This is a genomic window from Shinella sp. BE166 (assembly GCF_051201095.1).
GTDB lineage: Bacteria > Pseudomonadota > Alphaproteobacteria > Rhizobiales > Rhizobiaceae > Shinella > Shinella lacus.
Genome location: NZ_JBPEHL010000004.1, coordinates 319,088 through 342,515, shown reverse-complemented (window position 1 = coordinate 342,515; position 23,428 = coordinate 319,088). Strand labels below are relative to the sequence as shown.

The following is a 23,428-nucleotide window of genomic DNA, read 5'->3' as shown; positions in this document are numbered from 1 at the left end:
ACTACTGCTCCAGCTTGTCGATCATCGGTTGGGTGATGAGGCAGATGCCGCCGCTCGACCGGCGGAACCGCCGCGCGTCGGCTTCCGGGTCCTCGCCGACGACGAGGCCCTCGGGAATGATGACGCCGCGGTCGATCACGACATTCTTGAGGTTCGCGTGCCGGCCGATCCTGACATCGGGCAGCACGACCGCGCCCTCAAGCCTGGAGAAGGAATTGGCGCGCACGCCTGTGAAAAGCAGGCTGCGGTGCAGCGTCGAACCGGAAATGATGCAATCGCCCGAAACCAGCGAGGAGATCGCCGAGCCGCGCCGGTTTTCGTCGTCATGCACGAACTTTGCCGGGGGCTTGATCTCGGCGAAGGTCCAGATCGGCCAGGTGCTGTCGTAGATGTCGAGTTCCGGGGCGATGTCCGTGAGGTCGATGTTCGCCTGCCAATAGGCATCGATCGTGCCGACGTCGCGCCAATAGGCCTCTCGCTCGAAATCGGAACGTACGCAGGAGGAGGCGAAGCGGTGGGCGACGGCTTTGCCGTGCTGGACGATATAGGGGATGATGTCCTTGCCGAAATCGCGGCTCGACGTCGGGTCGGCGGCGTCGCGGCGCAACAGGTCCATGAGGAACTTGGTGTGGAATACGTAGATGCCCATCGAGGCGAGCGCCAGGTCCGGCTGGCCGGGAATGCCCGGCGGATCGGCCGGCTTCTCGACGAAGGCGATGATCTGGTCCTTCTCGTCGACATGCATGACGCCGAAGCCGGTCGCCTCCATGCGCGGCACTTCCAGGCAGCCGATGGTGACCTGCGCGCCCGAATCGACGTGCTGCTGGAGCATCAGCTCGTAGTCCATCTTATAAATATGGTCGCCCGCCAGGATGACCATGTACTCGACGCCATGGTCCTCGATGATGTCGATGTTCTGGTAGACGGCGTCGGCGGTGCCCTCGTACCATTGTGTTTCGGACACGCGCTGGCTGGCCGGCAGGATGTCGAAGCTTTCGTTTCGCTCGGGGCGGAAGAAGTTCCAGCCGCGCTGCAGGTGGCGGATCAGCGAATGCGCCTTGTACTGCGTGGCGACGCCGATGCGGCGGATGCCGGAATTCAGCGCATTGGACAGCGCGAAGTCGATGATGCGCGCCTTGCCGCCGAAATAGACGGCGGGCTTGGCGCGCCGGTCGGTCAGCTCCTTGAGGCGGCTTCCTCGGCCGCCGGCAAGAACATAGGCCATCGCGTCACGGGCGAGGGGTTGAATCCGCTTTTGCTCCATAGTGTCCTCCCGACAGTCGATTTTTTACGCGTCCAGTTCCAGCATCAGCGTTGCCAGCGGGGGCAGCGTGATGGCGGCTGAGATTCTTCCATTTGCCTGTTTCTTGGCCTGAACGGCCCCGCCATTCCCCTTGCCGCTGCCGCCGTAGATTTCGGCGTCGGTGTTGAGGATCTCGCGCCACCGGCCCTCCACCGGCAACGGCACCCCGTAGTTCTCGCGGTAGACGGGGGTGAAGTTGGTGACGACGGCGATCATCTTCTCGCCTGGTGCCTTGCGCAGCCAGGCGAAGACCGAGTTTTCGCGATCGTCGGCGATCAGCCATTCGAAGCCGTCGCCTTCGCAGTCGCGCGCATGCAGCGCGGCCTTGCGGCGATACGTGCCGTTCAGGTCGCGAACCAGCCGGCGCATGCCCTCGTGCAGCGGATATTCAAGCAGGTTCCAGTCGAGCGACTTTTCCTCGCTCCACTCCTGCCATTGCGCGAATTCCTGGCCCATGAACAGCAGCTTCTTGCCGGGATATCCCCACATGAAACCGTAATAGGCGCGGAGATTCGCGAATTTCTGCCAGTCGTCGCCCGCCATCTTGGCGATCAGCGAGCCCTTGCCGTGCACCACTTCGTCGTGGGACAGCGGCAGTACGAAGTTCTCCGTGAAGGCATAGAGCAGGCCGAAGGTCATGTCGTTGTGGTGGAACTTGCGGTGCACCGGCTCGCGCGACAGATATTGCAGCGTGTCGTGCATGAAGCCCATGTTCCACTTGAAGCCGAAGCCGAGGCCACCGTCATGCACGGGGGCGGACACCTTCGGCCAGGAGGTGGACTCTTCCGCGATCGTCAGGATGCCCGGATGGGCAGCATAGACATGGGCGTTCATCGATTGCAGGAAGCGGACCGCCTCCAGGTTCTCGTTGCCACCATATTCGTTCGGCACCCATTCGCCGTGTTTGCGCGAATAGTCGAGGTAGAGCATCGAGGCGACGGCATCGACGCGCAGCCCGTCGAGGTGGAATTTCTCCGACCAGTAGAGCGCATTGTTGATGAGGTAGGCGAGCACTTCGGCGCGGCCGAAATTGTAGATCGCCGTGTTCCAGTCCGGGTGAAAACCCTGGCGCGGGTCTTCGTGTTCATAGAGCGCGGTGCCGTCGAACTGGCGAAGGCCATGCGCATCCGTCGGGAAATGCGCCGGCACCCAGTCGAGAATGACGCCGATGCCGACCTTGTGGCAGCCGTTGACGAAGCGGGCGAAACCTTCCGGCTCGCCGAAGCGGGCGGTCGGCGAATAGAGGCCGGTCGTCTGGTAGCCCCAGGACGGATCGAAGGGATATTCGGTGATCGGCAGGAATTCGATATGGGAAAAACCCATGTCGACGCAGTAGGGGATCAGCCGGTCGGCGAGCTCGTCCCAGGTCAGCATGGCCCCGTCGCCGTGGCGCTGCCAGGAAGCGGCATGCACCTCATAGATCGAGATCGGCTGGCGACGGGCGTCTGCGGTGGCCCAATGCTTGAGATGCGCCTCGTCTTCCCACTCCTGCGCGATCGGCCCGGTGGTCATCGAGGCGTTGTTGGGGCGCAGTTCCGAACGGCGGGCGAAGGGGTCGGCCTTCAGCGGCAGGACATCGCCGTTGATGCCGACGATCTCGTATTTGTAGGCATGGCCTTCGGTAATGCCGGGCAGGAAGATTTCCCAGATGCCGGTGTCGCGCCGCAGGCGCATCGCGTTGCGCCGCCCGTCCCATTCGTTGAAATTGCCGACGACGGAGACGCGCTTGGCATTCGGCGCCCAGACGGCGAAATGGAAGCCTTCGATGCCGTCGAGCGTCATCGGATGAGCGCCCAGCTTGTCGAAAAGGCGCAGATGTGAGCCTTCGCGGATATAATAGTCGTCCATCGGGCCGAGCACCGGCCCGAAACTATAGGGGTCGATCACCACCCACTCGCCGCCCTCGTTGCGGGCGCGGTAGCGGATCGGCTGGAGTTTCTTGAGGGAAACCTCGCCGGCGAAGATGCCGGCCGGGTCGACCTGGGTGAGCGCGCCGATCTCCTTGCCGGCCAATGTCTCGGCGGTGACTTCGGTGGCACCCGGCAGGAAGCAGCGGGCGATATATTTGTCGCCCGCCGGATGGGGGCCGAGCACTGCGAACGGATCCCAGTGCCGGCTTTCCAAAATTGCATCGATGTCCGCTTTTGCCAGAAGCTCTGACGGTTGGTCCGTCGTGCCTTTTTTCGGCGGTGCGGTCATCAGGCTCTCCAGATTTCCTTGGCGTATTGGCGAATGGTGCGGTCGGACGAGAACCAGCCCATGCGGGCCGTGTTGCGCACGGTCTTGGAGTACCAGGCCGTCTTGTCGAGCCAGATGGCGTCGACATCGCGCTGAGCCTTGGAATAGGCGTCGAAATCGGCCGCCACCATGAACCAGTCGTGATTGTAGATGCCGTCGACGAGGCCGGTGAAGCGGTTGCGGTCATCCGGCGAGAAGACGCCGGAGGAAATCGCGGCGAGCGCCTGCGACAGCTCCTTCGACTGCTCGATGATGGCGCGCGGATTGTGCCCTTCGGCCCTCACCTTCGCCACTTCTTCCGCCGTCATGCCGAAAATCACGATGTTCTCCTCGCCGACATGGTCACGCATCTCGACATTGGCGCCGTCGAGCGTGCCGATGGTCAGTGCACCGTTCAACGCGAACTTCATGTTTCCGGTTCCCGACGCTTCCATGCCGGCGGTCGAAATCTGCTCCGAAAGGTCGGCGGCGGGCACCATGATCTCGGCGAGCGAGACATTGTAGTTCGGCACGAAGACGACCTTGAGCAGGCCGCGCACGGCGGGGTCGTTGTTGATCACGCGCGCGACATCGTTGGCGAGCTTGATGATCAGCTTGGCATTGTGGTAGCTCGGCGCCGCCTTGCCCGCGAAGAGTTTGACGCGCGGCACCCAGTCGAGTTCCGGATGCGAGCGGATCTGGTCGTAGAGCGCCACGGCCTCGATGATGTTGAGGAGCTGGCGCTTGTATTCGTGGATGCGCTTGATCTGGATGTCGAACATCGCGGCGGGATCGATGCGGACCCCCATGCGGCTGCCGACGAGATTGGCGAGGCGGTTCTTGTTCTCGCGCTTGATCGCCGCGAAACGCTCCTGAAAGTCCTTCTTGTCGGCGAAGGCGTCGAGCGCCTTCAGCGCCTCGGCGTCGTCCATGAAGGCTTCGCCGATCGATTCGCGGATCAGGTTGAACAGGCCCGGATTGCACTGCATTAGCCAGCGGCGCGGCGTGATGCCGTTCGTCTTGTTGTTGATGCGGTTCGGATAGAGCTTGTGCAGGTCGGCGAAGACCGTTTCCTTCATCAGCTCGGTGTGCAGCGCCGACACGCCGTTGATCGAATGCGAGCCGACGAAGGCAAGGTTGCCCATGCGCACGCGGCGCTCGCCGGATTCCTCGATCAGCGAGATGCTGCGGATGCGCTGGTCCTCGAAACCCTTTTCCTTGCGGGCTTCGACGAGGATCTTGGCGTTGATCGCATAGACGATCTGCATATGCCGCGGCAGCAGCCGCTCGAGCAGCGGCACCGGCCAGCTTTCCAGCGCTTCGGGCAGCAGCGTATGGTTGGTGTAGGAGAAGGTGCGGCGGCCGATATCCCAGGCCACATCGAAATCCAGACCGTGGACATCCATCAGCAGGCGCACGAGTTCGACCACGGAAATCGCCGGATGCGTGTCGTTGAGCTGGATCGCGACGGCGTCCGGCAGGGACGTGAAGTCCGGATATTGCTGGAGGTGGCGGCGCAGGATGTCCTGCAGCGAGGCGGAGCAGAAGAAGAATTCCTGGCGCAGGCGCAGTTCCTGGCCGGCGGGCGTGGCATCGGCCGGATAGAGCACGCGCGTCAGGCTTTCCGCCCGGTTGCTTTCCTTGAGCGCGCCGATGTGGTCGCCGGCGTTGAAGGCGTCGAGCAGGATCGGGTCGATCGGGTTGGCGGCCCACAGGCGCAGCGTGTTGACGCGCTTGCCCCGCCAGCCGACGGCGGGCGTGTCGAAGGCGGTGGCGATGACGCGCTCGGCCGGCTTCCAGACGAAGCGCTGCTTGTCCTCGCCGATATTGATCGTCTCGACGGCGCCGCCGAAGCCGATTTCATAGGAGCTTTCGCGGCGTTCGAATTCCCAGGCATTGCCGTGGGCGAGCCAGGTTTCCGGCAGCTCGACCTGCCAGCCGTCCGCCATCTGCTGGCGGAAGAGGCCGTGCACGTAGCGGATGCCGTAGCCGTAGGCGGGCACGTCGACCGTCGCCATGCTCTCCATGAAACAGGCGGCGAGACGGCCAAGACCGCCATTGCCGAGGGCGGCATCCGGCTCCAGCTCGGCGATAATGTCGATATCGACGCCGAGCGAGGCGAGCGCATGGCGCATCTCGTCCATGATGCCGATATTGGTCATCGCGTCGCGCATCAGGCGGCCGATGAGGAATTCGAGCGATAGATAATAGACGCGCTTTGCGCCCGTCGCATAGGTGCGGCGGGTGGAGTCCATCCACTTGTCGGTGATGCGGTCGCGCGCCACCAGGATCGCGGCCGTCAGCCAATCATGGGGCTTGGCCACTTTCGGGTCTTTCCCGATACGGTATTTGAGGCGCTCCAGAAGTTCGGTGGCGAGTTGTTCTCGGTCCGAAGATCTGAGGGCCGGGGCGAGATCGTTGTTGGTAACCCGGTTCATCATGGTGAACTTTTGTCCCCTCGCATTTGGTGCGTCGTTCTCGCGAAAGTCGCGTTTAAATCAATTTATGCATCTATCCGAAGCGCTTGCAATACGCCTTTTCAAGAAAGGCCACATGCATTTTCGACATGCCTGAAACACGCCGAACATGCTAAAAAACCCGCCGCGCAATGCGCAGCGGGTTCATTTTGGCGATGGTATTGCGGTTTACTTGGTCAGGCGGGACGCCATGGCGGCTGCACTTTCGCCGATTGCCTTGAACGCGGCGATGAGGGCGGTCATGTTCTCGGCCTGGAAATAGTTGGCTGGCGTCGTAGCGCACTCCCTGAGCAGCGTCTGGCCGCGCGTCGGTGCCATGAACGCGACGGTGTAGACGATCACGCCGGCGTCGCGGGCTTCGACACACGAGGCTCTTGTTTCGTCGTCGGATTTCTTAGCCTGCGACGTGGAAGCGTAGCCGTCATAGCTGGTGTTTTCACCATCCGTCATGAAGATGATATACTTGATGGGCACCTGGCCATTCTTGTCCTTGTGTGCGCCAATCTCGGTTTCCTTGTTCTTGTTCGCAGGCGCTATTTTAGCGACCGCCGTGGCGAAAGCCTCATGTGAATCCGTGCCACCGGTCGGCTGTTCCGGAAGGGCGTTGACGTAGTCGGACGCGCCTTTCGTTCCCCAGGCCAGCTTGGATTCGCTCTGCGTATCGTCGTTATAGGAGATGGCGCCGGTGCGGACGTATTTCTGCTCGGGATCGAGCGTGTTGAAGACGGTCACGAGGCTCGCCACCGCCTTCTTCAGGGCGGCGATCTTGCGTGTGTAGCAAGGAACGGTCGGAAGAACGACTTTTCCCCAGTTGCTTTCCGTCCAGTTCTGGCAAGGCAGAAGCTGGCTCGCGACGTCATCCGTTTTGAAGGACATGGAGCCGGAGCGGTCCAGCACGAGGTACATGGAAATCGCGCTCTTCTTCTGGGCTGTACCGCTTTCCGCCGTGCTTTTCGCATTCATCTTGATCGATTTCTGACCAAGAAGACGCGTGAAGGGGTTGAACTCCAGCGTGTAGGCCGTCGCCACATCCACCTGGAACGACTTGCTGTTGTTGGCAAGGGCCGTCTCTTTGATATCGATGACGGTGGTGGACGAGAAGTCGTTCTTGTCCTTATCCTTGTCCTTCTGGTCCCCTTCGGCATCCACGCTACCGCCGGTCGTCATCTGGCTCTTGAGGAAGCGCATGCCGATTTCCTTCGCTTGCGCAGCGGTCTTGCCATCGTTGGCAAGCGCGGAGGCAGCGGCGAGGGCGGCCGCGTCGGTCGCGTCCTGCAACTCGGCCTTGACCATGACCATCTTTGTAAGATCCACGGCGACACCGCCGGCTGCGAGCATGACCGGGAAGATGAGGGCCGTCATCATTCCGAAATTACCGCGGCGGTCCCGCAGGAGGCGGGAGAGCCAGGACCGTTTTTCCGTATTTTTCGTCATGAGTGTTCACCCAGCATCTTCATAATGTGGGGCGAAACTAGCAGCGAAGTGTTATTTAACGGTTCGGGTGCGTGGTATAGTTTTCGTAAAATTGCGCCGATCCCGCAGTTCCGGCTTTTCCCGTTGTTTCCAAACGGGATTTCACGCGGTCTGGCGCACCGGGATGACGTCCACGGCCTGGGTCGTCTTGTGCTGGCCATAGCCTTTCAGGATGCCGATGACGGGGGCGACGTCGGCGTAGTCCCGGCCATAGGCGACGACGATATGGTCGGTTCCGGCGGGGATGTTGTTGGTCGGGTCGAGTTCCATCCAGCCGTTCACCCGGCCGCACCAGAAGCGCACCCAGGCATGCATGGCGTCAGCCCCCTCCAACCGCTCCTTGCCCGCAGGCGGGATGGTGCGCAGGAACCCGCTGACATAGCCGGCGGGAATGCCAAGGCTTCTCAGCGCCACGATCATCACATGGGTGAAATCCTGGCAGACGCCGCGCTTCAGCTTGAAGGCCTCACGCGGGGTTGTGTCGACGTTCGTCGCCTTCGGATCGTAGGTGAAATCCTTGTGGATGCGGGCACAGACGGCGGTCGCGATGGCGCGGATCGTCATGTCCGGCTTGGCGATGGCGCGGGCGTATTCGGCGATCTCGGGGCAATCCTTCAGCCGCGGGCTCGCGCCCGTATAGTGATGGGGCGAGCCGGCATCGAGCGACCAGTAGTTGGCGATATCCTCCGGCAGGTCGGCGACGCGCGGCGAAAAATCTGCTGCCGGCTCCGGCATGTCGACATGGACACGGGCCTGCATGCGGATGTCCAGCCGCTCATGGGCGTTGCGAAAGAGGATCGAGCTCATCGGGTTTTCGAAGAAGTCGTTGTGGTCGACCCGCTCGCCGGGGCCGGGATTGACGCCGACCGTGCCGGCAACCAGCCGCTGCCGGCCGCCGATCGACAGCGGCAGCACGCGTACGATATGCCGGCCGCCGGAAACCGGCGTGTCGTAGAGATAGCTGATCTGGAGGTTGACGTCGTAGAGCATGGTCACAGCGTCTCCTCCCGGTTCAGCTCAGATAGGTCTGGGCGAGGATGTCGGAAAGCTTTTCGAGTTCGGTCTCGAAACGCTTGTAGACCGCATCCGTCATGGTTTCCGGCGTCATCACCGCCAGCCCCGCGTGAAGCCGCATGGCTTCGCGGTAGAAGGGCGACATCTGGCCGTTGGCATAGGCGTTCGGCAGTTGCTCGACCTCATTCTTGATCTCGTTCAATTGATAGAGGATCGAGCGGGGGTTGAGGGCGTCGAGCGCCAGGAGGTCGGTGACCGTCAGCCGCGCCGTCGCCACGTTATAGCGGCGGCGATGGGTCATCACGCTGTCGCCGATCTCCAGCAACATGTCGAGTGCGCCGTCGGGGGCATCCTCGCCGGACATGTGGCCGAGCAGGCGCGTCATGTGCAGGCCGCGTTCGAGATAGCGGCCGATCGAGAGGAAGCGCCAGCCGGTGAAGCGGTACATGTTTTCGTGCACGAGGCCGGCGAAGCCCGCGAGCTTGCGCAGGAGCACGGTCATGGCGCGCGTCGCGTCGTCGCCGGGCTGGACGCTGACGTGGAAGCGGCGGGCGGTCTTCGACAGGTCGTTCAGCGCTAGCCAGCCGTCCGGCGAGAAACGGTCGCGGATGTTGCCGGCGGAGAAGACGGCGCTGTCGATGCTGCGGATCAGGCTCGTCGGCATGGCTTCCGCCGTGTCGATGCCGAGCGCGTCGAGATAGTCGCTGACGTCCTTCAGCAGCGGCTGTTCGGGATTGGCGTATTCGGCGTAGCGGCCATGCCAGGCGCGCAGCACGCGCAGCGCGCCTTCCGCCCGCTCGATATAGCGGCCGAGCCAGAAGAGGTTGTCGGCCGCGCGGCTCGGCAGGCTGCCGGGCATGTTGCGGGTAAACATCTCTTCGGCCGGCAGCAGCGAGGTGCGCTCGACCGGTTTGCGGCTGACGATCCACACATCCGCCGCCGAGCCGCCCTCCTGCATGGCGATCGCCGCGACATTGTCGCCGGCGCCGATGCGGGCAAAGCCGCCAGGCATGATCTGCCAGCCGCTCCGCGTGCGGGCGGCGAAGACGCGCAGCGACATCGGCCGCGGCACGAGCTTGCCATCGACGAAGGCGGGTGTCGTGGAGAGCGTCACCGCTTCCTGGCCGACCAGTTTCACGCCGTCCGTCGCAAGCCACTCAGCGATCGACTGTTTGGCCGTGTCGCGCAGCGAGGAGCCGAGCACGGACTGCTCGTTGTCGTCGAAGAATGGGCGGGTCGAATAGGCGGGGCCGATGACCATGCGCTCGATATTGGCCGCGACGTGCTCGCGTTCGCTCTTCTGGCCGCACCACCAGGTGGCGACCGAGGGCAGCATCTGGTCCTCGCCGAGCAGTTGGCGACAGATGTTGGGCAGGAAGGCGAGCATGGCGCGGGTCTCGACGACGCCGGCGCCGAGCGCGTTGACGATGCTGACGGAGCCGGAGCGCAGCGCCTCGACGATGCCGGGCGTGCCGATATGGGAGTTTTGGTTCAACTCCAGCGGATCGGCGAAGGCGGCATCGAGGCGGCGCCAGAGCACGCCGACCGGCTTGAGGCCGGCAACGGTGCGCACCATGACCTTGCCGCCGACGACCGTCAGGTCTTCGCCTTCCAGCAGCATGAAGCCGAGATAGCGGGCGATATAGGCGTGTTCGAAATAGGTTTCGTTGGCGAGGCCCGGCGTCAGGACCGCGATGCGGTCTTCCGCGGATTTGTTGCCCTGCAGCGTGCTGCGGAAGGCGCCGAAGAAGCCGGCGAGGCGGTGGACGTGGGTTTCCGCGAAGACATCGGAGAAGGCGCGCGTCGTCGCCACGCGGTTTTCCACCGCGAAGCCGGCGCCGGAAGGCGCCTGCGTGCGGTCGGAGAGCACCCACCAGTTGCCGTCAGGCCCGCGGCCGATTTCGAAGGAGACGAAGTGCAGGAAATGTTTGCCGGCGGGCTGCACGCCGACGAGCGGACGCAGGAATTCGCTGTTGGAGGCGACGAGGGCCGGGGGCAGCAGGCCGTTGGCGACGAGCTCGTTCTTGCCGTAGATGTCGGCGACGACCGCCTCCAGCAGCTCCGCCCGCTGGATGAGGCCGCGCGACAGGGTCTCCCACTCGGCATCGTCGATGAGCACGGGAATGTGGGAGAGCGGCCAGGCGCGCTCGGCGCCGGCCTCCTTGCCGTAGGCCCGGTAGAAGACGCCGGCATCGCGCAGGTAGCGGTCGGCGCGGGCGAAGCGGCCGGCAAGCTCGGTCTCGTCCATCTTGCCGAGCGCGGCGAGAAAATGCCGCCAGACCGGGCGTACTTCGCCGTTCGTATCGACCATCTCGTCGGCGACGCCCGGAGGCGGTGCATAGGCGCGCGTCGGCTTTTGCGCCGTACCGGCCTTGACGCGTTCTGCCTCCACACTCGTGGTCTTCAATTCCTGTACTCCAATGGAGGGCTAGATGCCGGACGGCCGACGCAGATCCAGCGTCAGCGGGAAATCCGCCGACGGTGGCTCCGGCCACAGCGTATAGCCGCCCGCCCTGTGCCCCCAGGGCTCGAATCGCGCCAGCCGGCGCGCTTCAGCCTCGTTTCCGTTCACCGGGAAGGTGTCATAGCTGCGTCCGCCCGGATGGGCAACGTGGTAGATGCAGCCCCCGATCGCCCGCCGCGACCATGTATCATAAATGTCAAATGTAAGCGGTGTGTTGACGGGCAGCGCCGGATGCAGGCCGGAAGCGGGCTGCCAGGCCTTGTAGCGCACGCCGGCGACGGAGACGCCCTTGGTGCCTGTGGAGCGCAGCGGGACGGGCCTGCCGTTGCAGGCGACGGTGTAGCGTTCCGGATTGGCGGTCTCCAGCTTCACCTGGAGGCGTTCGACGGACGAATCGACGTAGCGCACGGTGCCGCCGACCGCACCCTGTTCGCCCATAACATGCCAGGGTTCCAGCGCCTGGCGTACTTCCAGGTTGGCGCCCTCATATTCGACCTCGCCGCAGAAGGGGAAGCGGAATTCGAGCTGGGCGGCGAACCATTCGGACTTGAGGTCGAAGCCGTTCGTCTTGAGGTCCGCCAGCACGTCGAGGAAGTCCTGCCAGACATAGTGCGGCAGCATGAAGCGGTCGTGCAGCGTGGTGCCCCAGCGCACGAAGCCGCCATCCGCCGGGTTCTGCCAGAACCGGGCGATGAGCGCGCGGATCAGCAATTGCTGGGCAAGGCTCATGCGGGCATTCGGCGGCATTTCGAAGCCGCGGAACTCGACGAGGCCGAGACGGCCGGTCGGGCCGTCCGGCGAGAACAGCTTGTCGATGCAGATTTCCGAACGGTGGGTGTTGCCGGTGCCGTCGGTTAGCAGGTTGCGGAAAAGGCGATCGACGAGCCAGGGCAGGGGTGCCGCACCCTGGCCGGGCGGCGGGACCTGCGCGAAGGCGATTTCCATCTCGTAAAGCGTGTCGTGCCGCGCTTCGTCGATGCGCGGCGCCTGGCTGGTCGGGCCGATGAACATGCCGGAAAAGAGATAGGAGAGCGACGGATGCCGCTGCCAATGCAGGATGAGGCTTTTCAGGAGGTCCGGCCGGCGCAGGAACGGGCTGTTGTTCGGATTGTCGCCGCCGACGACCACATGGTTGCCGCCGCCCGTACCGGTGTGGCGGCCGTCGATCATGAACTTGTCGGCGCCGAGCCGGGTGAGGCGGGCTTCCTCATAGGCCGCGGTGGTGATGTCCACGCAATCCTGCCAGTTGGCGGCGGGGTGGATATTGACCTCGATGACGCCCGGGTCAGGTGCCACCCGCATGACGTTGATGCGCTCGTCATGCGGCGGCGCATAGCCTTCGATATGGACCGGCAGGCCGAGATCGGTCGCGGCCTTTTCGGCCGCCGCGATCAGGTCGAGATAGTCCTCGATGCGCTCGACGGGCGGCATGAAGACGCACAGGCGGCCGTCGCGCGGCTCGACGCTCAGCGCCGTGCGCACGGCGCCGCGGATGTCGCCCGTCGATCCGGCGATGTTCTGTTCGTTGCGGTCCTGCTGGGGCTCGCTCGCGCGGAGCGATGCCTGCGCCAATGTCCTCGCCGGGGCGCTGTAGTCGGGCAGCGGCTCGCGCGGGATCGAGGGATCGGCCTGGTGGATGTAGGGATACTGTGACGGCGGCACGTAGGGCAGGGTGCCGAGCGGCATGCGGAAGCCGATCGGCGAATCGCCGGGAATGAGGAAGATCTTGCCGCGGCGGGTGCGCCACCGCTCGCTCACCCAGCGCCGCCCGCCGGCCTTGGCGTTCCAGGCCTGCACCGGCAGAATGTAGCCGGTCGCGGTCGTCAGGCCGCGCTCGAAGACCTTGGCGATGCGCGCCCGCTCTTCCGGGCTTTCGAGCTTGGAGTTCGACGGGTCGACATTTTCCGGCAGGCTGCCTTCCTTGATGATCCATTCCGCCGGATCCTCGAAGGCGGGGATGATCATGTCGGGCTCGATCTCAAGCTCGGCGGCGATGCCGGCGAGAAGCGCCTGGGCCTGCTTTTCGGTGACCTCGTTGTCGGCGCCCTCGGTGGCGATCAGGTCCGGGTTGTGCCAGATCGGCTTGCCGTCCTTGCGCCAGTAGAGCGAGAAGGTCCAGCGCGGCAGGCTTTCGCCGGGATACCATTTGCCCTGGCCATAATGCAGGAAGCCGCCGGGCGCGAAGCGCTCGCGCAGGCGCCGGATCAGCTCGTCGGCCTTTTCGCGCTTGGTCGGGCCGACGGCGGCGGTGTTCCATTCCTCCGATTCGAAGTCGTCGATGGAGACGAAGGTCGGCTCGCCGCCCATGGTGAGGCGCACGTCGTTTTCCGAAAGCACGGTGTCGACCTTGCGGCCCAGCGCATTCAGCGCCTCCCAGCTCTCGTCGGAGAAGGGCTTGGTGATGCGCGGGTGCTCGGCGACACGCGCCACCGTCATGGCGAAGTCGAATTCGGTGTTCGCCTCGCCGAAATAACCGCCGCTGATCGGCGCTGCATTCCGAAAATGCGGGGTGGCGGCTAGCGGGATGTGGCTTTCGCCGGTGAGCAGCCCTGAGGTCGGGTCGAGGCCGATCCAGCCGGCGCCCGGAAGATAGACCTCGCACCAGGCATGCAGGTCCGTAAAGTCGACCTCCGTGCCGGAGGGGCCGTCCAGCGCCTTGAGGTCCGGGCTGAGCTGGATGAGATAGCCGGAGACGAAGCGGGCGGCGAAGCCGAGATTGCGCAGGATCTGCACGAGCAGCCAGCTCGAATCGCGGCACGAACCGAGCGCCGTCGTCAGCGTCTCCTGCGGCGTCTGCACGCCGGGCTCCATGCGGATGACGTAGCCGACCGACTGCTGGACCTGTGCATTGAGGGCGACGACCATGTCCAGCGTGCGCCGGCGCGAGCGGTCGATCGTCTTCATATAGGCTTCGAGCGCCGGGTCCATCGGCTCGGGTGCGCGATAAATCTTCAGGTCTTCGCGCAGGTCCTCCGGATAATCGAAGGGCCAGTGCTCGGCCTCCTCCTCGATGAAGAAGTCGAAGGGATTGTAGACCGTCATGTCGGCGACGAGATCGACTTCGATCTTCAGCTCGGTGACCGGATCGGGGAAGACGTAGCGGGCGAGATAGTTGCCGTAGGGATCCTGCTGGAGGTTCACGAAATGGTTTGCCGGTGAAACCTTCAACGAATGGCTGATGACCTTGGTCTTGGAATGGGCGGCCGGCTTCAGCCGGATGATCTGGGGTCCGAGCCGGACCGGGTTGTCGTACTTGTAATGGGTGAGGTGGTAGATACCGGCCTTGATCGACATGCGCTCTCTTTTCCCCTCGGTGACGGTCTGTTGCCGCCATCGAGGGGAGTTTGTGCAATGCGAAGAGAGATTGCAAGCGGGATCGCTGCCCGCTGTCACCGTCGATCAGGCGATGGCCCGCAGGTGCGGCCTTGCTGCCGGGTGGCGCGCCGCCTCGCCGGGCGTCTCGAACTGGCCGACGAGGCGGGCAAGCGTGGCGGACTCGTCGGAAAGGCGGTGCGTGACGGCGCTGCTTTCCTCGACCATCGCGGCATTCTGCTGGGTCACCGCGTCGAGCTGGCGGATCGTCGTGTTGATCTCGTGGATGCCGACGGACTGGTCGCGTGCGGCGCGCGCGATCTCCTTGATCTCCGTATCGATCGCGTTGATCTTGCCGGCGATGTCGCGCAGCACGCTGCCGGTCTCGCGCACCAGGCCCGCGCCGCGCGCCACTTCGTCGGCGGATTTGGTGATCAGCGCCTTCACCTCGCGTGCTGCACTAGCCGTGCGCTGCGCCAGTTCCCGCACCTCCTGCGCGACGACGGCGAAACCCTTGCCGGCTTCACCCGCCCGCGCCGCTTCCACGCCTGCATTCAGCGCCAAAAGGTTGGTCTGGAAGGCGATGTCGTCGATGACGCCGATGATGTTGCCGATCTCGTGCGAGGACGTCTCGATCTTGCCGATGGCGTTGACGACGTTGTCGACGACCTGTTCGGAGGTGGCCGAGCTCTTCTTGGTGTCGGAGGCGAGGCGTTCGGCGACCGTCGTGCGCTCGGCGGCGGACTGTACGGCCTGCGTCATTTCTGCAAGCGCCGTCGCGGCCTCGCCCAAAGAGGCGGCCTGCCGCTCGGTGCGGCTGGAGAGCTGGACGAGCGCCTCCTGCATCTCGCTGGAATCGTCGCGGATGCGGTGCGTGTTGACGCGCACGGTCGTCATCGCCTCGGCGAGCCGCTCGATGGAGGCGTTGTAGTCCGTGCGGATGCGGTCGAGCGCGGGCATAAAGGGCGTGTCGATGCGCTGCGTGAGGTCGCCGCGGGCGAGGTGCTGCAGCGCGCCGGCGAGGCGCAGCACGGCCGCCTCGGTCTCGGCGTCTTCCGCCTGCTTGGCGCTCTCGCGGGCCACCCGCTCGTTGTCGGCCTCCTCGCGGATCGACGCGGTTTCGCGTTGCAGGCGTTCCTTTTCGATTGCGGCGTCGCGGAAGACGAGCACGGAGCGTGCCATATCGCCGATCTCGTCGCGCCGCGCCTGGCCGTCGCAGGCAATCGTCGTGTCGCCGCCGGCAAGCCGGTTCATGTCCGAGACAAGCGCGGTGATCGGGCACGACAGGCGGCTGGCGAAGAGGAAGCCGACGGCGGCCGTCACCACGAGCACGCAGAGCGAGACGAGCAGCGTCCAATGGACGAGGCGGGTGAGGCCGGCGAAGACTTCACTCGACGCCATAACGGCGGCGACGGTCCAGGTGCGGCCGAGGAAATCGAAGCTGGCGGCGGCGAGTTTCACCTCGCGGCCGCGATGATCGGGCAGGGTGGCCTTGGCGATCGCACCGTCGTCGGCCGCAAGCAGCTCCGGCGCGATGCGCATCGAGAGCACGTCGGCATCCGCGCCGTGCGAGGGGCGGGTGAGGAATGTGCCATCGGCGTTCAGCAGCATGGCTTCGCCGGTCTCGCCGAGGCCGACCGGATTGTTCAGCCGGGCGGTGATGCGCTCGGTCGGCAGGGCCACGACGAGCACGCCGATCTTGCCGGCGACGGAGGCGACGGGGGCGGCGAGGAAGGCCATGGCACGGCCGGCTGGCGCATAGGCCTGGTAATCGCCGAAGGCGACGATGGCGGTTTCCGTGCTGGGTGCCGCTTCGGCAAAGACCTTGGCAAGGCCGGTGCCGGCGAAGCGCGCATCGGTCACCAGATTGGCGCCGAAATCATTGTGTTTCTTCAGCGAATAGACGATGTCGCCGCTGAGATTGACGAGCAGCATGTCGTCGAAACCCTGCGCTTCGGCCTGCCGCAGGAAGAAGCCGTGGTAGCGGCCGTGCATCTGGTCGAACTTGTCGATCTCGGCGGATTTCAGATCGGCCTTGCCGCCATAGCGCCGCTGCAACTCGGCGGCGCGGTCGCCCTCGATTGCGTCGAGTTCACCCGAAAGATCGTCGAGCGCCTTGGCGACGACCTTCTGGCCGGCGAGGTCGCGGGTCTCCTTGACGATCGATTGCAGGTACTGCGCCAGTTCGTTGCGCCGGCCATCGGCCAGCGTTTCGAGCTTCGTCACCGCCGCCTCGGTCGATTGGCTGGCGCTGAGATAAAGGCTCGCGACGCTGGTTGCGGAAATGGCAATGACGGCCAGCAGCAGGGCTGCAAGCGAAAGCTTTATGGAAAGACGCATGGGAATGGTTTCTGAAAGATACGCAGCTACAGATCATGCCGATAGCGGCTGCCAGAAAGCGCATCCTGCGGCCGGGGCGACGCCCGGTTCTGACCGTCCTCAGTATGGCCCTTGGTCATGACGGGTCTGTGACGGTTTTGTGAAAGCTGCGTGGAGCAGGCAAGGCCGCCCCACGCAGAACAGAGTTCTAGCGGGTCATGGAGACCAGCGAGAAATAGGCGCCCTGCGGATCGACGCAATTGAGAATCCAGGCGCCGCCGGGCACTTCCATCGGCTCCATCATGAGGCTGCCGCCGCCGTCCGTGACGCGTTTGCCCGCGGCATCGAGGCCTTCGACCACGAAATAATAGCCCCAGGCGGGCGGCATGGGCATGCCGGGCGGAGTGGTCATCATGCCGCCGATGGCATTGCCGCCGCCAGCGGCGAAGGTCTGGTAGGTGCCCATGCCGGCGTCCGACATGTCGACGGCCTGGTCCTTGGTCCAGCCGAAGGTCTTCGAATAGAACTCCCAGGCGGTGTCGAGGTCGCCCGCCATCAGCTCGTTCCAGCCGATATGGCCGGGCGTCATCATTTCAGGCCGGGCCGGGCTCTCGTCCTGGGTAGCGAAGAGCGAGAAGACGGCGCCGTGCGGATCGGCGACGACGGCGAAGCCGCCGATGCCGGGAATGTCGGCCGGTTCGCGCATGACCGAGCCGCCGTTTTGGGTGATCTCCCGGGCTGTCTCCTCGATCCGGTCGGTGAAGATATAGCCCATCCAGGCCGGCGGCATGCCGCTCGCTTCCGCCGGCAAGGCCATCATGCCGGCGATCTGCGTGTCGCCGGCATAGGCGAGCAGGTAGTTCATATCCGGCATGCCGGAATCGCGGATCGACCAGCCGACGACCGACGCGTAGAAACGCTCGGCGGCCGCGACGTCGTTCGTCATCAGTTCGTACCAGCAGAACCGGCCATAGTCCTTGTGCATGTCGTCGTTCCTTCGTTGTCTTCTGGGCTTAGTCGCAGCAGGAATGCGCCTTCGGCGCATCGTCATATTCGTCCTTGCGCTTGACGAAGCTGAGCGTTCCCGTCTCGTTGCGGCCTTTTGGCGCGCGGTCGAGGATCATCAGGGTGCCGAGCGCTTCTTCGCCACCGCGGGCATAGTCCGAGTAGGTGTGGTAGACGATGCCGTCTTCGTCCTTGAAGAAGGCGCTGAGGCCCGGAAGCTCGTCATGCGCATCGGCGGCGTCGGTCTCGCGGAAGTTATACATCACCTTGCCGCGCGCCAGCTCCTCCTTGGTGAAGGAGACGTGGTAGTCGAAGTTGAAATCGCTGCCGAAGGACGAGACCCAGGGGAATTCCCAGCCCATGCGCTTCTTGTAGGCCTCAAGCTTTTCCAGCGGCGCGCGGGCGGCGGCGATCATCGTCACGTCGTGATTGTTGAGATGCGGCAGCATGCCGTCGATATGGTCGGCCATGAAGGAACAGCCGGGGCAGCCGGCATCCCAGTCCGGACCATACATGAAGTGGTAGACGATGAGCTGGCTGCGGCCATCGAACAGTTCCGCCAGCGTCTTGCGTCCTTCGGGCGTTTCGAAGGTGTAGTCCTTCTCCACCTTGACCCAGGGCAGTGTGAGGCGTTCGGCGCGCACCTTGTCGCGCAGCTTCGTCTCTTCCTTCTCCAGGGCCAGCAGGGCCTTGCGGGCGGCGAGCCATTCTTCCTGGGATACGATCTCGTGGTTCGGTCTCATGCTCGGGACTCCTCTTTCGCGGGCTTTCGACAAATAAGTTGGTATCAACATTTATCGCCCGTGTCAAAGCATCGACCGGTTTCAGTCGTCCGGCACGGACTGTTTCTCAACGGCCTGTAACGCCGTGATGACGATCTCGGTTGCCTCGCGGAGCTGCTTTTTATCGAAGAGCTCGCCGAGCGCGTTGGCCCAGACGGACTGGCGGGCCTTGATGGCGTCGAGCGTCGTCTTGCCCGCCTCGGTCAGCACCATCAGCTTGGCGCGCTGGTGTGCGGGGTTTTCCGCATAGAGGATCAGGCCGTCCTTTTCGAGCAGGTCGGCGACGCGCTGTACACCCTGCCGCGTCATGCCGAGTGCCCGGCCGGCATCCGCCACGGACATCGGCGCATGGTCGGCGGCGGCGAGAACCTGCCAGCGCGCGCTGGTCTGGCCAGCGGGTTTGGCCAGTGCATCGCCGGCCGTCTGCAAGTGCCCGGCAAGGCGCAGCACGGAAATGGCGAAGGCGGCGAAAGCGTCGCCGGCGGGGGTGCGGTCCGAATTCATATTGACAACATGTTGTCATTCTGCAAAAGTGAATTTGACAGCATATTGTCATTTATGGGCGCGTGGCGCAAGCGAGGAAACATCATGTTGAAGACCTACAAGGGAAGCTGCCATTGCGGAAAGATCCGCTACGAGGCGGATATCGACCTTTCCGCCGGCACGGGCCGCTGCAATTGCTCGATCTGCTCGAAGAAGCGCTATTGGGGTGCCCAGATCAAGCCGGATGCCTTTCGCCTGCAATGCGACGAGGCGGATCTCGGCGACTACCAGTTCGGCACGATGAGCGCGCACCATCACTTCTGCAAGACCTGCGGCGTCTCGTCGTTCGGCCGGGGCTATGTCGAGGCGATCGGCGGCGCCTATGTCTCGATCAACGTCGCCTGCCTCGACGATATCGAGCACAGCGAGCTTGCGGCATTGCCGGTGCAATATTTCGATGGCCGGAACAATGCCTGGTGGAACACGCCGGAAGAGACGCGCCACCTCTGAGACGAGACCGGGCGCGAGGAAAACCTGGCGCCCGGCAAAACGCTTATTCCGGCAGGATGCGCACGGCGCCCTTGTCGGCGCTGGCGGCGAAGGCGGCATAGGCCTTCAGCGCCGTCGTGACGTTGCGCTTGCGCGGTGCCGCCGGCTTCCAGCCGAGCTTGTCCTGCTCGGCACGGCGCACGGCCAGCTCTTCCTCCGAAACCGCGAGGTTGATGGTGCGGTTCGGAATGTCGATCTCGATGAGGTCGCCCTGGCGCACGAGGCCGATCGTGCCGCCCTGGGCGGCTTCCGGCGAAGCATGGCCGATCGACAGGCCCGAGGTGCCGCCGGAGAAGCGGCCGTCGGTGACGAGCGCGCAGGCCTTTCCGAGACCCTTCGACTTCAGGTAGCTCGTCGGATAGAGCATTTCCTGCATGCCGGGGCCGCCCTTCGGGCCTTCGTAGCGGATGACCACGACGTCGCCGGCCTTCACCTCGTTGGCGAGGATGCCCTTGACCGCCGCGTCCTGGCTTTCGAAGACGACAGCCGGGCCGGAGAATTTCAGGATCGATTCATCGACGCCCGCCGTCTTCACGATGCAGCCGTCGAGCGCGATGTTGCCCGAAAGCACGGCGAGGCCGCCATCCTTGGAGAACGGGTGTTCGACGGAGCGAATGACGCCGTTTTCGCCGTCCGTATCCAGTTCGTCCCAGCGGGCCGACTGGCTGAACGCGACCTGCGTCGGGATGCCACCCGGCGCCGCGCGGAAGAAGGTGCGGACCGTCTCGCTGGTCGTGCGGGTGATGTCCCAGCGGTCGATCGCGTGACCGAGCGTTTCGGCATGCACGGTCGGCGTGTCGCGGTGGATGAGGCCGCCGCGGTCGAGTTCGCCGAGGATGCGCATGATGCCGCCGGCCCGGTGTACGTCTTCCATGTGCACGTCCTGCTTGGCGGGGGCGACCTTGGAGAGGCAGGGCACACGACGCGACAGCGCGTCGATGTCGCTGAGGTCGAAATCGATGCCGCCTTCATAGGCGGCCGCGAGAATGTGCAGCACGGTGTTGGTCGAGCCGCCCATGGCGACGTCGAGCGACATGGCGTTCTCGAAGGCGCGCTTGTTGGCGACCGAGCGGGGCAGGATGCTGTCGTCTTCTTGCTCGTAATAGCGCCGTGCGAGATCGACGATCAGGTGGCCGGCCTCGACGAAGAGGCGCTTGCGGTCGGCATGCGTCGCCAGCGTCGAGCCGTTGCCGGGCAGCGACAGGCCGAGGGCTTCGGTCAGGCAGTTCATCGAATTGGCCGTGAACATGCCGGAGCAGGAGCCGCAGGTCGGACAGGCCGATCGTTCGATGACCTTGACGTCCTCGTCGGAAATCTTGTCGTCGGCGGCGGCAACCATGGCGTCCACGAGGTCGAGCGCAACCGTCTTGCCGTGCAACACGACCTTGCCGGCCTCCATCGGGCCGCCGGAAACGAAGACGGCCGGGATGTTGAGGCGCATGGCGGCGTTCAGCATGCCGGGCGTGATCTTGTCGCAGTTCGAGATGCAGACCATGGCGTCGGCGCAATGCGCGTTGACCATGTACTCGACCGAGTCGGCGATGATTTCGCGCGACGGCAGCGAGTAGAGCATGCCGTCATGGCCCATGGCGATGCCGTCGTCGACGGCGATCGTGTTGAATTCCTTGGCGACGCCGCCGGCAGCCTCGATCTCGCGCGCGACGAGCTGGCCGAGGTCCTTCAGGTGCACGTGGCCGGGCACGAACTGGGTAAAGGAGTTCACCACCGCGATAATCGGCTTGCCGAAATCCGAATCCTTCATGCCGGTCGCGCGCCAGAGGCCGCGGGCACCGGCCATGTTGCGGCCGTGGGTGGTGGTTCGGGAGCGGTATGCGGGCATGGTTCCATTCCTTGACATAGGACGTTGCTCGCATATGGCCCTTCTAGGGCCGGATTGCGAGCCTTGAGAGGGTTTCCCTAGCGCAAAACGCCCCGCGCGTCACGAAAGGAATGACGATTTTTTGACGGTGCGGCGCAATTTCCTTGCTGCCTGCCCGCGCCGGACATGACCGTTGTCGGCATAAGGCATTCATGCCATGGTCCGCGCCATGAACGAAGCGGGTCAGGTTTTGGCGGAGACGGGCGCGGAAAGCGCCGAAGCGGCGCTCGACAAGAGCCCGCTTTACCTCCGCATTCGCGATGTTTTGGCCGAAGCCATATCCGCCGGCCGCCTGCCACGGGGCGCACTGCTGCTCGAAGGCCCGGTCGCCGGCGTTTTTGCCTCCACGCGCACGCCGGTCCGCCAGGCCTTTGCGCTGTTGGAGGCGGCGGGTTCGATCCGGCGTTTCGATGGGCGCGGTTTCCTGGTGGGGCAGGGGCGCAGCGGTCCGAAGCGCGTGGCGCTGACCGCCGAGATGCTCGGCCTCGACGAGGAGGCGCCGGGCCTGCGCAAGGCGCCCGGCTGGGAGGCGATCTATGAGAGCCTGGAGCGCGAGATGGTGCATATCTCCGTCTTCGGCCGCCACCGGATCAACGAGGTGGAATTGGCGCGCGCCCGCGGCGTCGGCCGGCAGGTGGCGCGCGATGCGCTGACGCGGCTCGAAGCGCTCGGCATCGTGGAAAAGGACGAGCGCATGCGCTGGACGCTGGTTCCGCTCGACGAAAGCCGCATGCGCGACCTGCACGATATCCGCGTGGCGCTGGAGCCTTTGGCGCTGACCCGGGCCGCGCCCTTCATTCCGCCCGCCGAGCGCCGTGCGATGACGCACCGGCTGGAGGAGGCGCTGGCGGTCTATCCGGACCTCTCCGTTCCGGCGATGGACGATCTCGAAACCGACCTGCACATCACCTGCCTCGGCTATTGCCCCAACCGGGAGCTGCTGATCGCGCTGCGGCGTGCGCGTTTCATGCTGAATGTCAGCAAGCACATCATCGGCGTCTCGCACCGCATGCCCGAAAGCGAGCCCTTCATCGCCGAGCATCTCGCGGTGTTCCGCGCGCTCGACGTGGACGACAGCGCGCGTGCCGCCGAGACCCTGCAACACCACATCACCGTGTCGCTGCCCAAGGTCATCCAGCGCGTCGCGGAGCTGCGCGCGGCGCATCGGCCCGACATGCCGGTCTATGCCAGCCCCATTGCGCGCTGAGGAGGTCGTCATGAAGATCAAGCGCATCGTCGCGAATGTCGAAACAGCCGACCCGGCGGCCGTCGCGAAATTCTACAAAGACATCCTTGGCCTCGATCTTCTCATGGATCACGGCTGGATCGCCACCTACGGCACCGGCGGCACCATGCCCTTGCAGGTGAGCTTTGCCTCCGAAGGCGGCTCCGGCACGCCGGTGCCGGGGCTTTCGGTCGAGGTAGACGACGTGGAGGCGGCCTATCAGTCCGCGCTGAACGGCGGCTACGCGATCGAATACGGTCCGGCGGACGAGCCTTGGGGCGTGCGGCGCTTCTTCGTGCGCGATCCCGCCGGCACGCTCGTCAATATCCTCATGCACGCGTGACGCTCGAATCTGGGGGCAGGTCGAACCCGCCCCCTTTTTCCAAGCCTTTTATTGCGTGCGACAACGGCCGGTCTTGGTCGTTTCCTTGTCGCCGTCATCATAGGCGATGCCGATCTTCTCGCCGGCCAGCGACGCGATCGTGCCGCCGTACCATTCGCCCTGACCCTTGTAGTTGCATTCGACCTTCATGCCGATCATCCAGTCGTAGGGCCGGACGTCGTTGACCGATACGGTTTCCCGGTCGCCATCGTCGTAGCGAATGGTGATCTGGCCACCGCCGATTTTTTCGACGACCCCCGGGAACCAGTAGCCGGCGCCCTTGTAGTTTCCGAGTACCCAGTCGCCCTTCGTCTGGGCGTGAGCGATTGCGCTACCGCAAGAGAACAGGCCTGCGGCAAGCACGAACATCACCAGTTTCTTCAAGAAAGTACTCCTCTGGGCTCTCGCCCGTCCTCCCTAACCAAAATGGCTGGGGAAACCGCACCAGGCATGTTTGGTAACGGCATTACCAGAACGGTTTGAAACTGCTGATAATTCACTGTTTTATAATGGATATTTCAGGGGAGATTTATTCTCGTTGCTT

The 23,428-nt window shown here is 64.4% G+C and carries 16 protein-coding genes; 3 read left to right on the top strand and 13 right to left on the bottom strand.

The annotated features are described in order from the left end of the window. Window position 1: 1 nt before the first annotated feature. From glgC to J2Y63_RS12335, 11 genes are all read right to left on the bottom strand, one after another. On the bottom strand, window positions 2-1,264 hold the full coding sequence (glgC, locus tag J2Y63_RS12385) for a glucose-1-phosphate adenylyltransferase (RefSeq protein WP_256119777.1): 1,263 nt from the start codon (window positions 1,262-1,264) through the stop codon (window positions 2-4). Window positions 1,265-1,288: 24 nt separating this feature from the next. Beyond that, window positions 1,289-3,502 (bottom strand): 1,4-alpha-glucan branching protein GlgB, encoded by a 2,214-nt coding sequence (gene glgB, locus J2Y63_RS12380; protein ID WP_435266310.1) that lies wholly within the window; start codon window positions 3,500-3,502, stop codon window positions 1,289-1,291. After that, window positions 3,502-5,961 carry a glycogen/starch/alpha-glucan phosphorylase gene (locus J2Y63_RS12375; RefSeq protein WP_435266309.1) on the bottom strand — a complete coding sequence of 820 codons (2,460 nt, stop codon included), beginning with the start codon at window positions 5,959-5,961 and terminating at the stop codon, window positions 3,502-3,504. Before J2Y63_RS12375 ends, glgB begins: the two co-directional genes overlap by 1 nt. 204 nt (window positions 5,962-6,165) lie before the next feature. Beyond that, a complete protein-coding gene (locus tag J2Y63_RS12370; RefSeq protein WP_435266308.1) occupies window positions 6,166-7,431 on the bottom strand; it encodes a vWA domain-containing protein in 1,266 nt (421 codons plus the stop codon). A gap of 141 nt (window positions 7,432-7,572) precedes the next feature. Then, on the bottom strand, window positions 7,573-8,460 hold the full coding sequence (locus J2Y63_RS12365; protein WP_435266565.1) for a transglutaminase family protein: 888 nt from the start codon (window positions 8,458-8,460) through the stop codon (window positions 7,573-7,575). Between the two features lie 22 nt (window positions 8,461-8,482). Beyond that, window positions 8,483-10,876 (bottom strand): circularly permuted type 2 ATP-grasp protein, encoded by a 2,394-nt coding sequence (locus J2Y63_RS12360; RefSeq protein WP_435266564.1) that lies wholly within the window; start codon window positions 10,874-10,876, stop codon window positions 8,483-8,485. A gap of 36 nt (window positions 10,877-10,912) precedes the next feature. Then, window positions 10,913-14,242 carry a DUF2126 domain-containing protein gene (locus tag J2Y63_RS12355; RefSeq protein WP_435266307.1) on the bottom strand — a complete coding sequence of 1,110 codons (3,330 nt, stop codon included), beginning with the start codon at window positions 14,240-14,242 and terminating at the stop codon, window positions 10,913-10,915. A 105-nt stretch (window positions 14,243-14,347) separates the two neighbouring features. Beyond that, complete coding sequence (locus J2Y63_RS12350) at window positions 14,348-16,600, bottom strand: methyl-accepting chemotaxis protein (protein ID WP_435266306.1); 2,253 nt, start codon at window positions 16,598-16,600, stop codon at window positions 14,348-14,350. A 187-nt stretch (window positions 16,601-16,787) separates the two neighbouring features. Then, window positions 16,788-17,564, bottom strand: a complete 777-nt coding sequence (locus J2Y63_RS12345; protein WP_435266305.1) for a VOC family protein — start codon at window positions 17,562-17,564, stop codon at window positions 16,788-16,790. 28 nt (window positions 17,565-17,592) lie between these two features. Beyond that, on the bottom strand, window positions 17,593-18,327 hold the full coding sequence (locus J2Y63_RS12340; protein WP_435266304.1) for a DUF899 domain-containing protein: 735 nt from the start codon (window positions 18,325-18,327) through the stop codon (window positions 17,593-17,595). Window positions 18,328-18,408: 81 nt separating this feature from the next. Next, on the bottom strand, window positions 18,409-18,870 hold the full coding sequence (locus J2Y63_RS12335) for a MarR family winged helix-turn-helix transcriptional regulator (RefSeq protein WP_435266303.1): 462 nt from the start codon (window positions 18,868-18,870) through the stop codon (window positions 18,409-18,411). 84 nt (window positions 18,871-18,954) lie between these two features. Between J2Y63_RS12335 and J2Y63_RS12330 the strand changes: the two genes are divergently transcribed. Then, the gene (locus J2Y63_RS12330) at window positions 18,955-19,359 is read left to right on the top strand and encodes a GFA family protein (protein ID WP_435266302.1); all 405 of its coding nucleotides are present in this window, start codon (window positions 18,955-18,957) and stop codon (window positions 19,357-19,359) included. 43 nt (window positions 19,360-19,402) lie between these two features. Here the strand turns inward: J2Y63_RS12330 and ilvD are convergent, their stop codons facing one another. Beyond that, window positions 19,403-21,238: a dihydroxy-acid dehydratase gene (gene ilvD / locus J2Y63_RS12325; protein ID WP_435266301.1), complete on the bottom strand. Its 1,836-nt coding sequence runs from the start codon at window positions 21,236-21,238 to the stop codon at window positions 19,403-19,405. 208 nt (window positions 21,239-21,446) lie between these two features. On the opposite strand from ilvD, the gene J2Y63_RS12320 reads away from it, so the two are divergent. Beyond that, window positions 21,447-22,484: a GntR family transcriptional regulator gene (locus tag J2Y63_RS12320; protein WP_435266300.1), complete on the top strand. Its 1,038-nt coding sequence runs from the start codon at window positions 21,447-21,449 to the stop codon at window positions 22,482-22,484. Window positions 22,485-22,494: 10 nt separating this feature from the next. After that, on the top strand, window positions 22,495-22,845 hold the full coding sequence (locus J2Y63_RS12315) for a VOC family protein (RefSeq protein WP_435266299.1): 351 nt from the start codon (window positions 22,495-22,497) through the stop codon (window positions 22,843-22,845). A 48-nt stretch (window positions 22,846-22,893) separates the two neighbouring features. Here J2Y63_RS12315 and J2Y63_RS12310 read toward each other — a convergent pair whose 3' ends face one another. Continuing rightward, a complete protein-coding gene (locus J2Y63_RS12310; protein WP_256119765.1) occupies window positions 22,894-23,268 on the bottom strand; it encodes a tudor domain-containing protein in 375 nt (124 codons plus the stop codon). Between the last annotated feature and the right edge of the window lie 160 nt (window positions 23,269-23,428).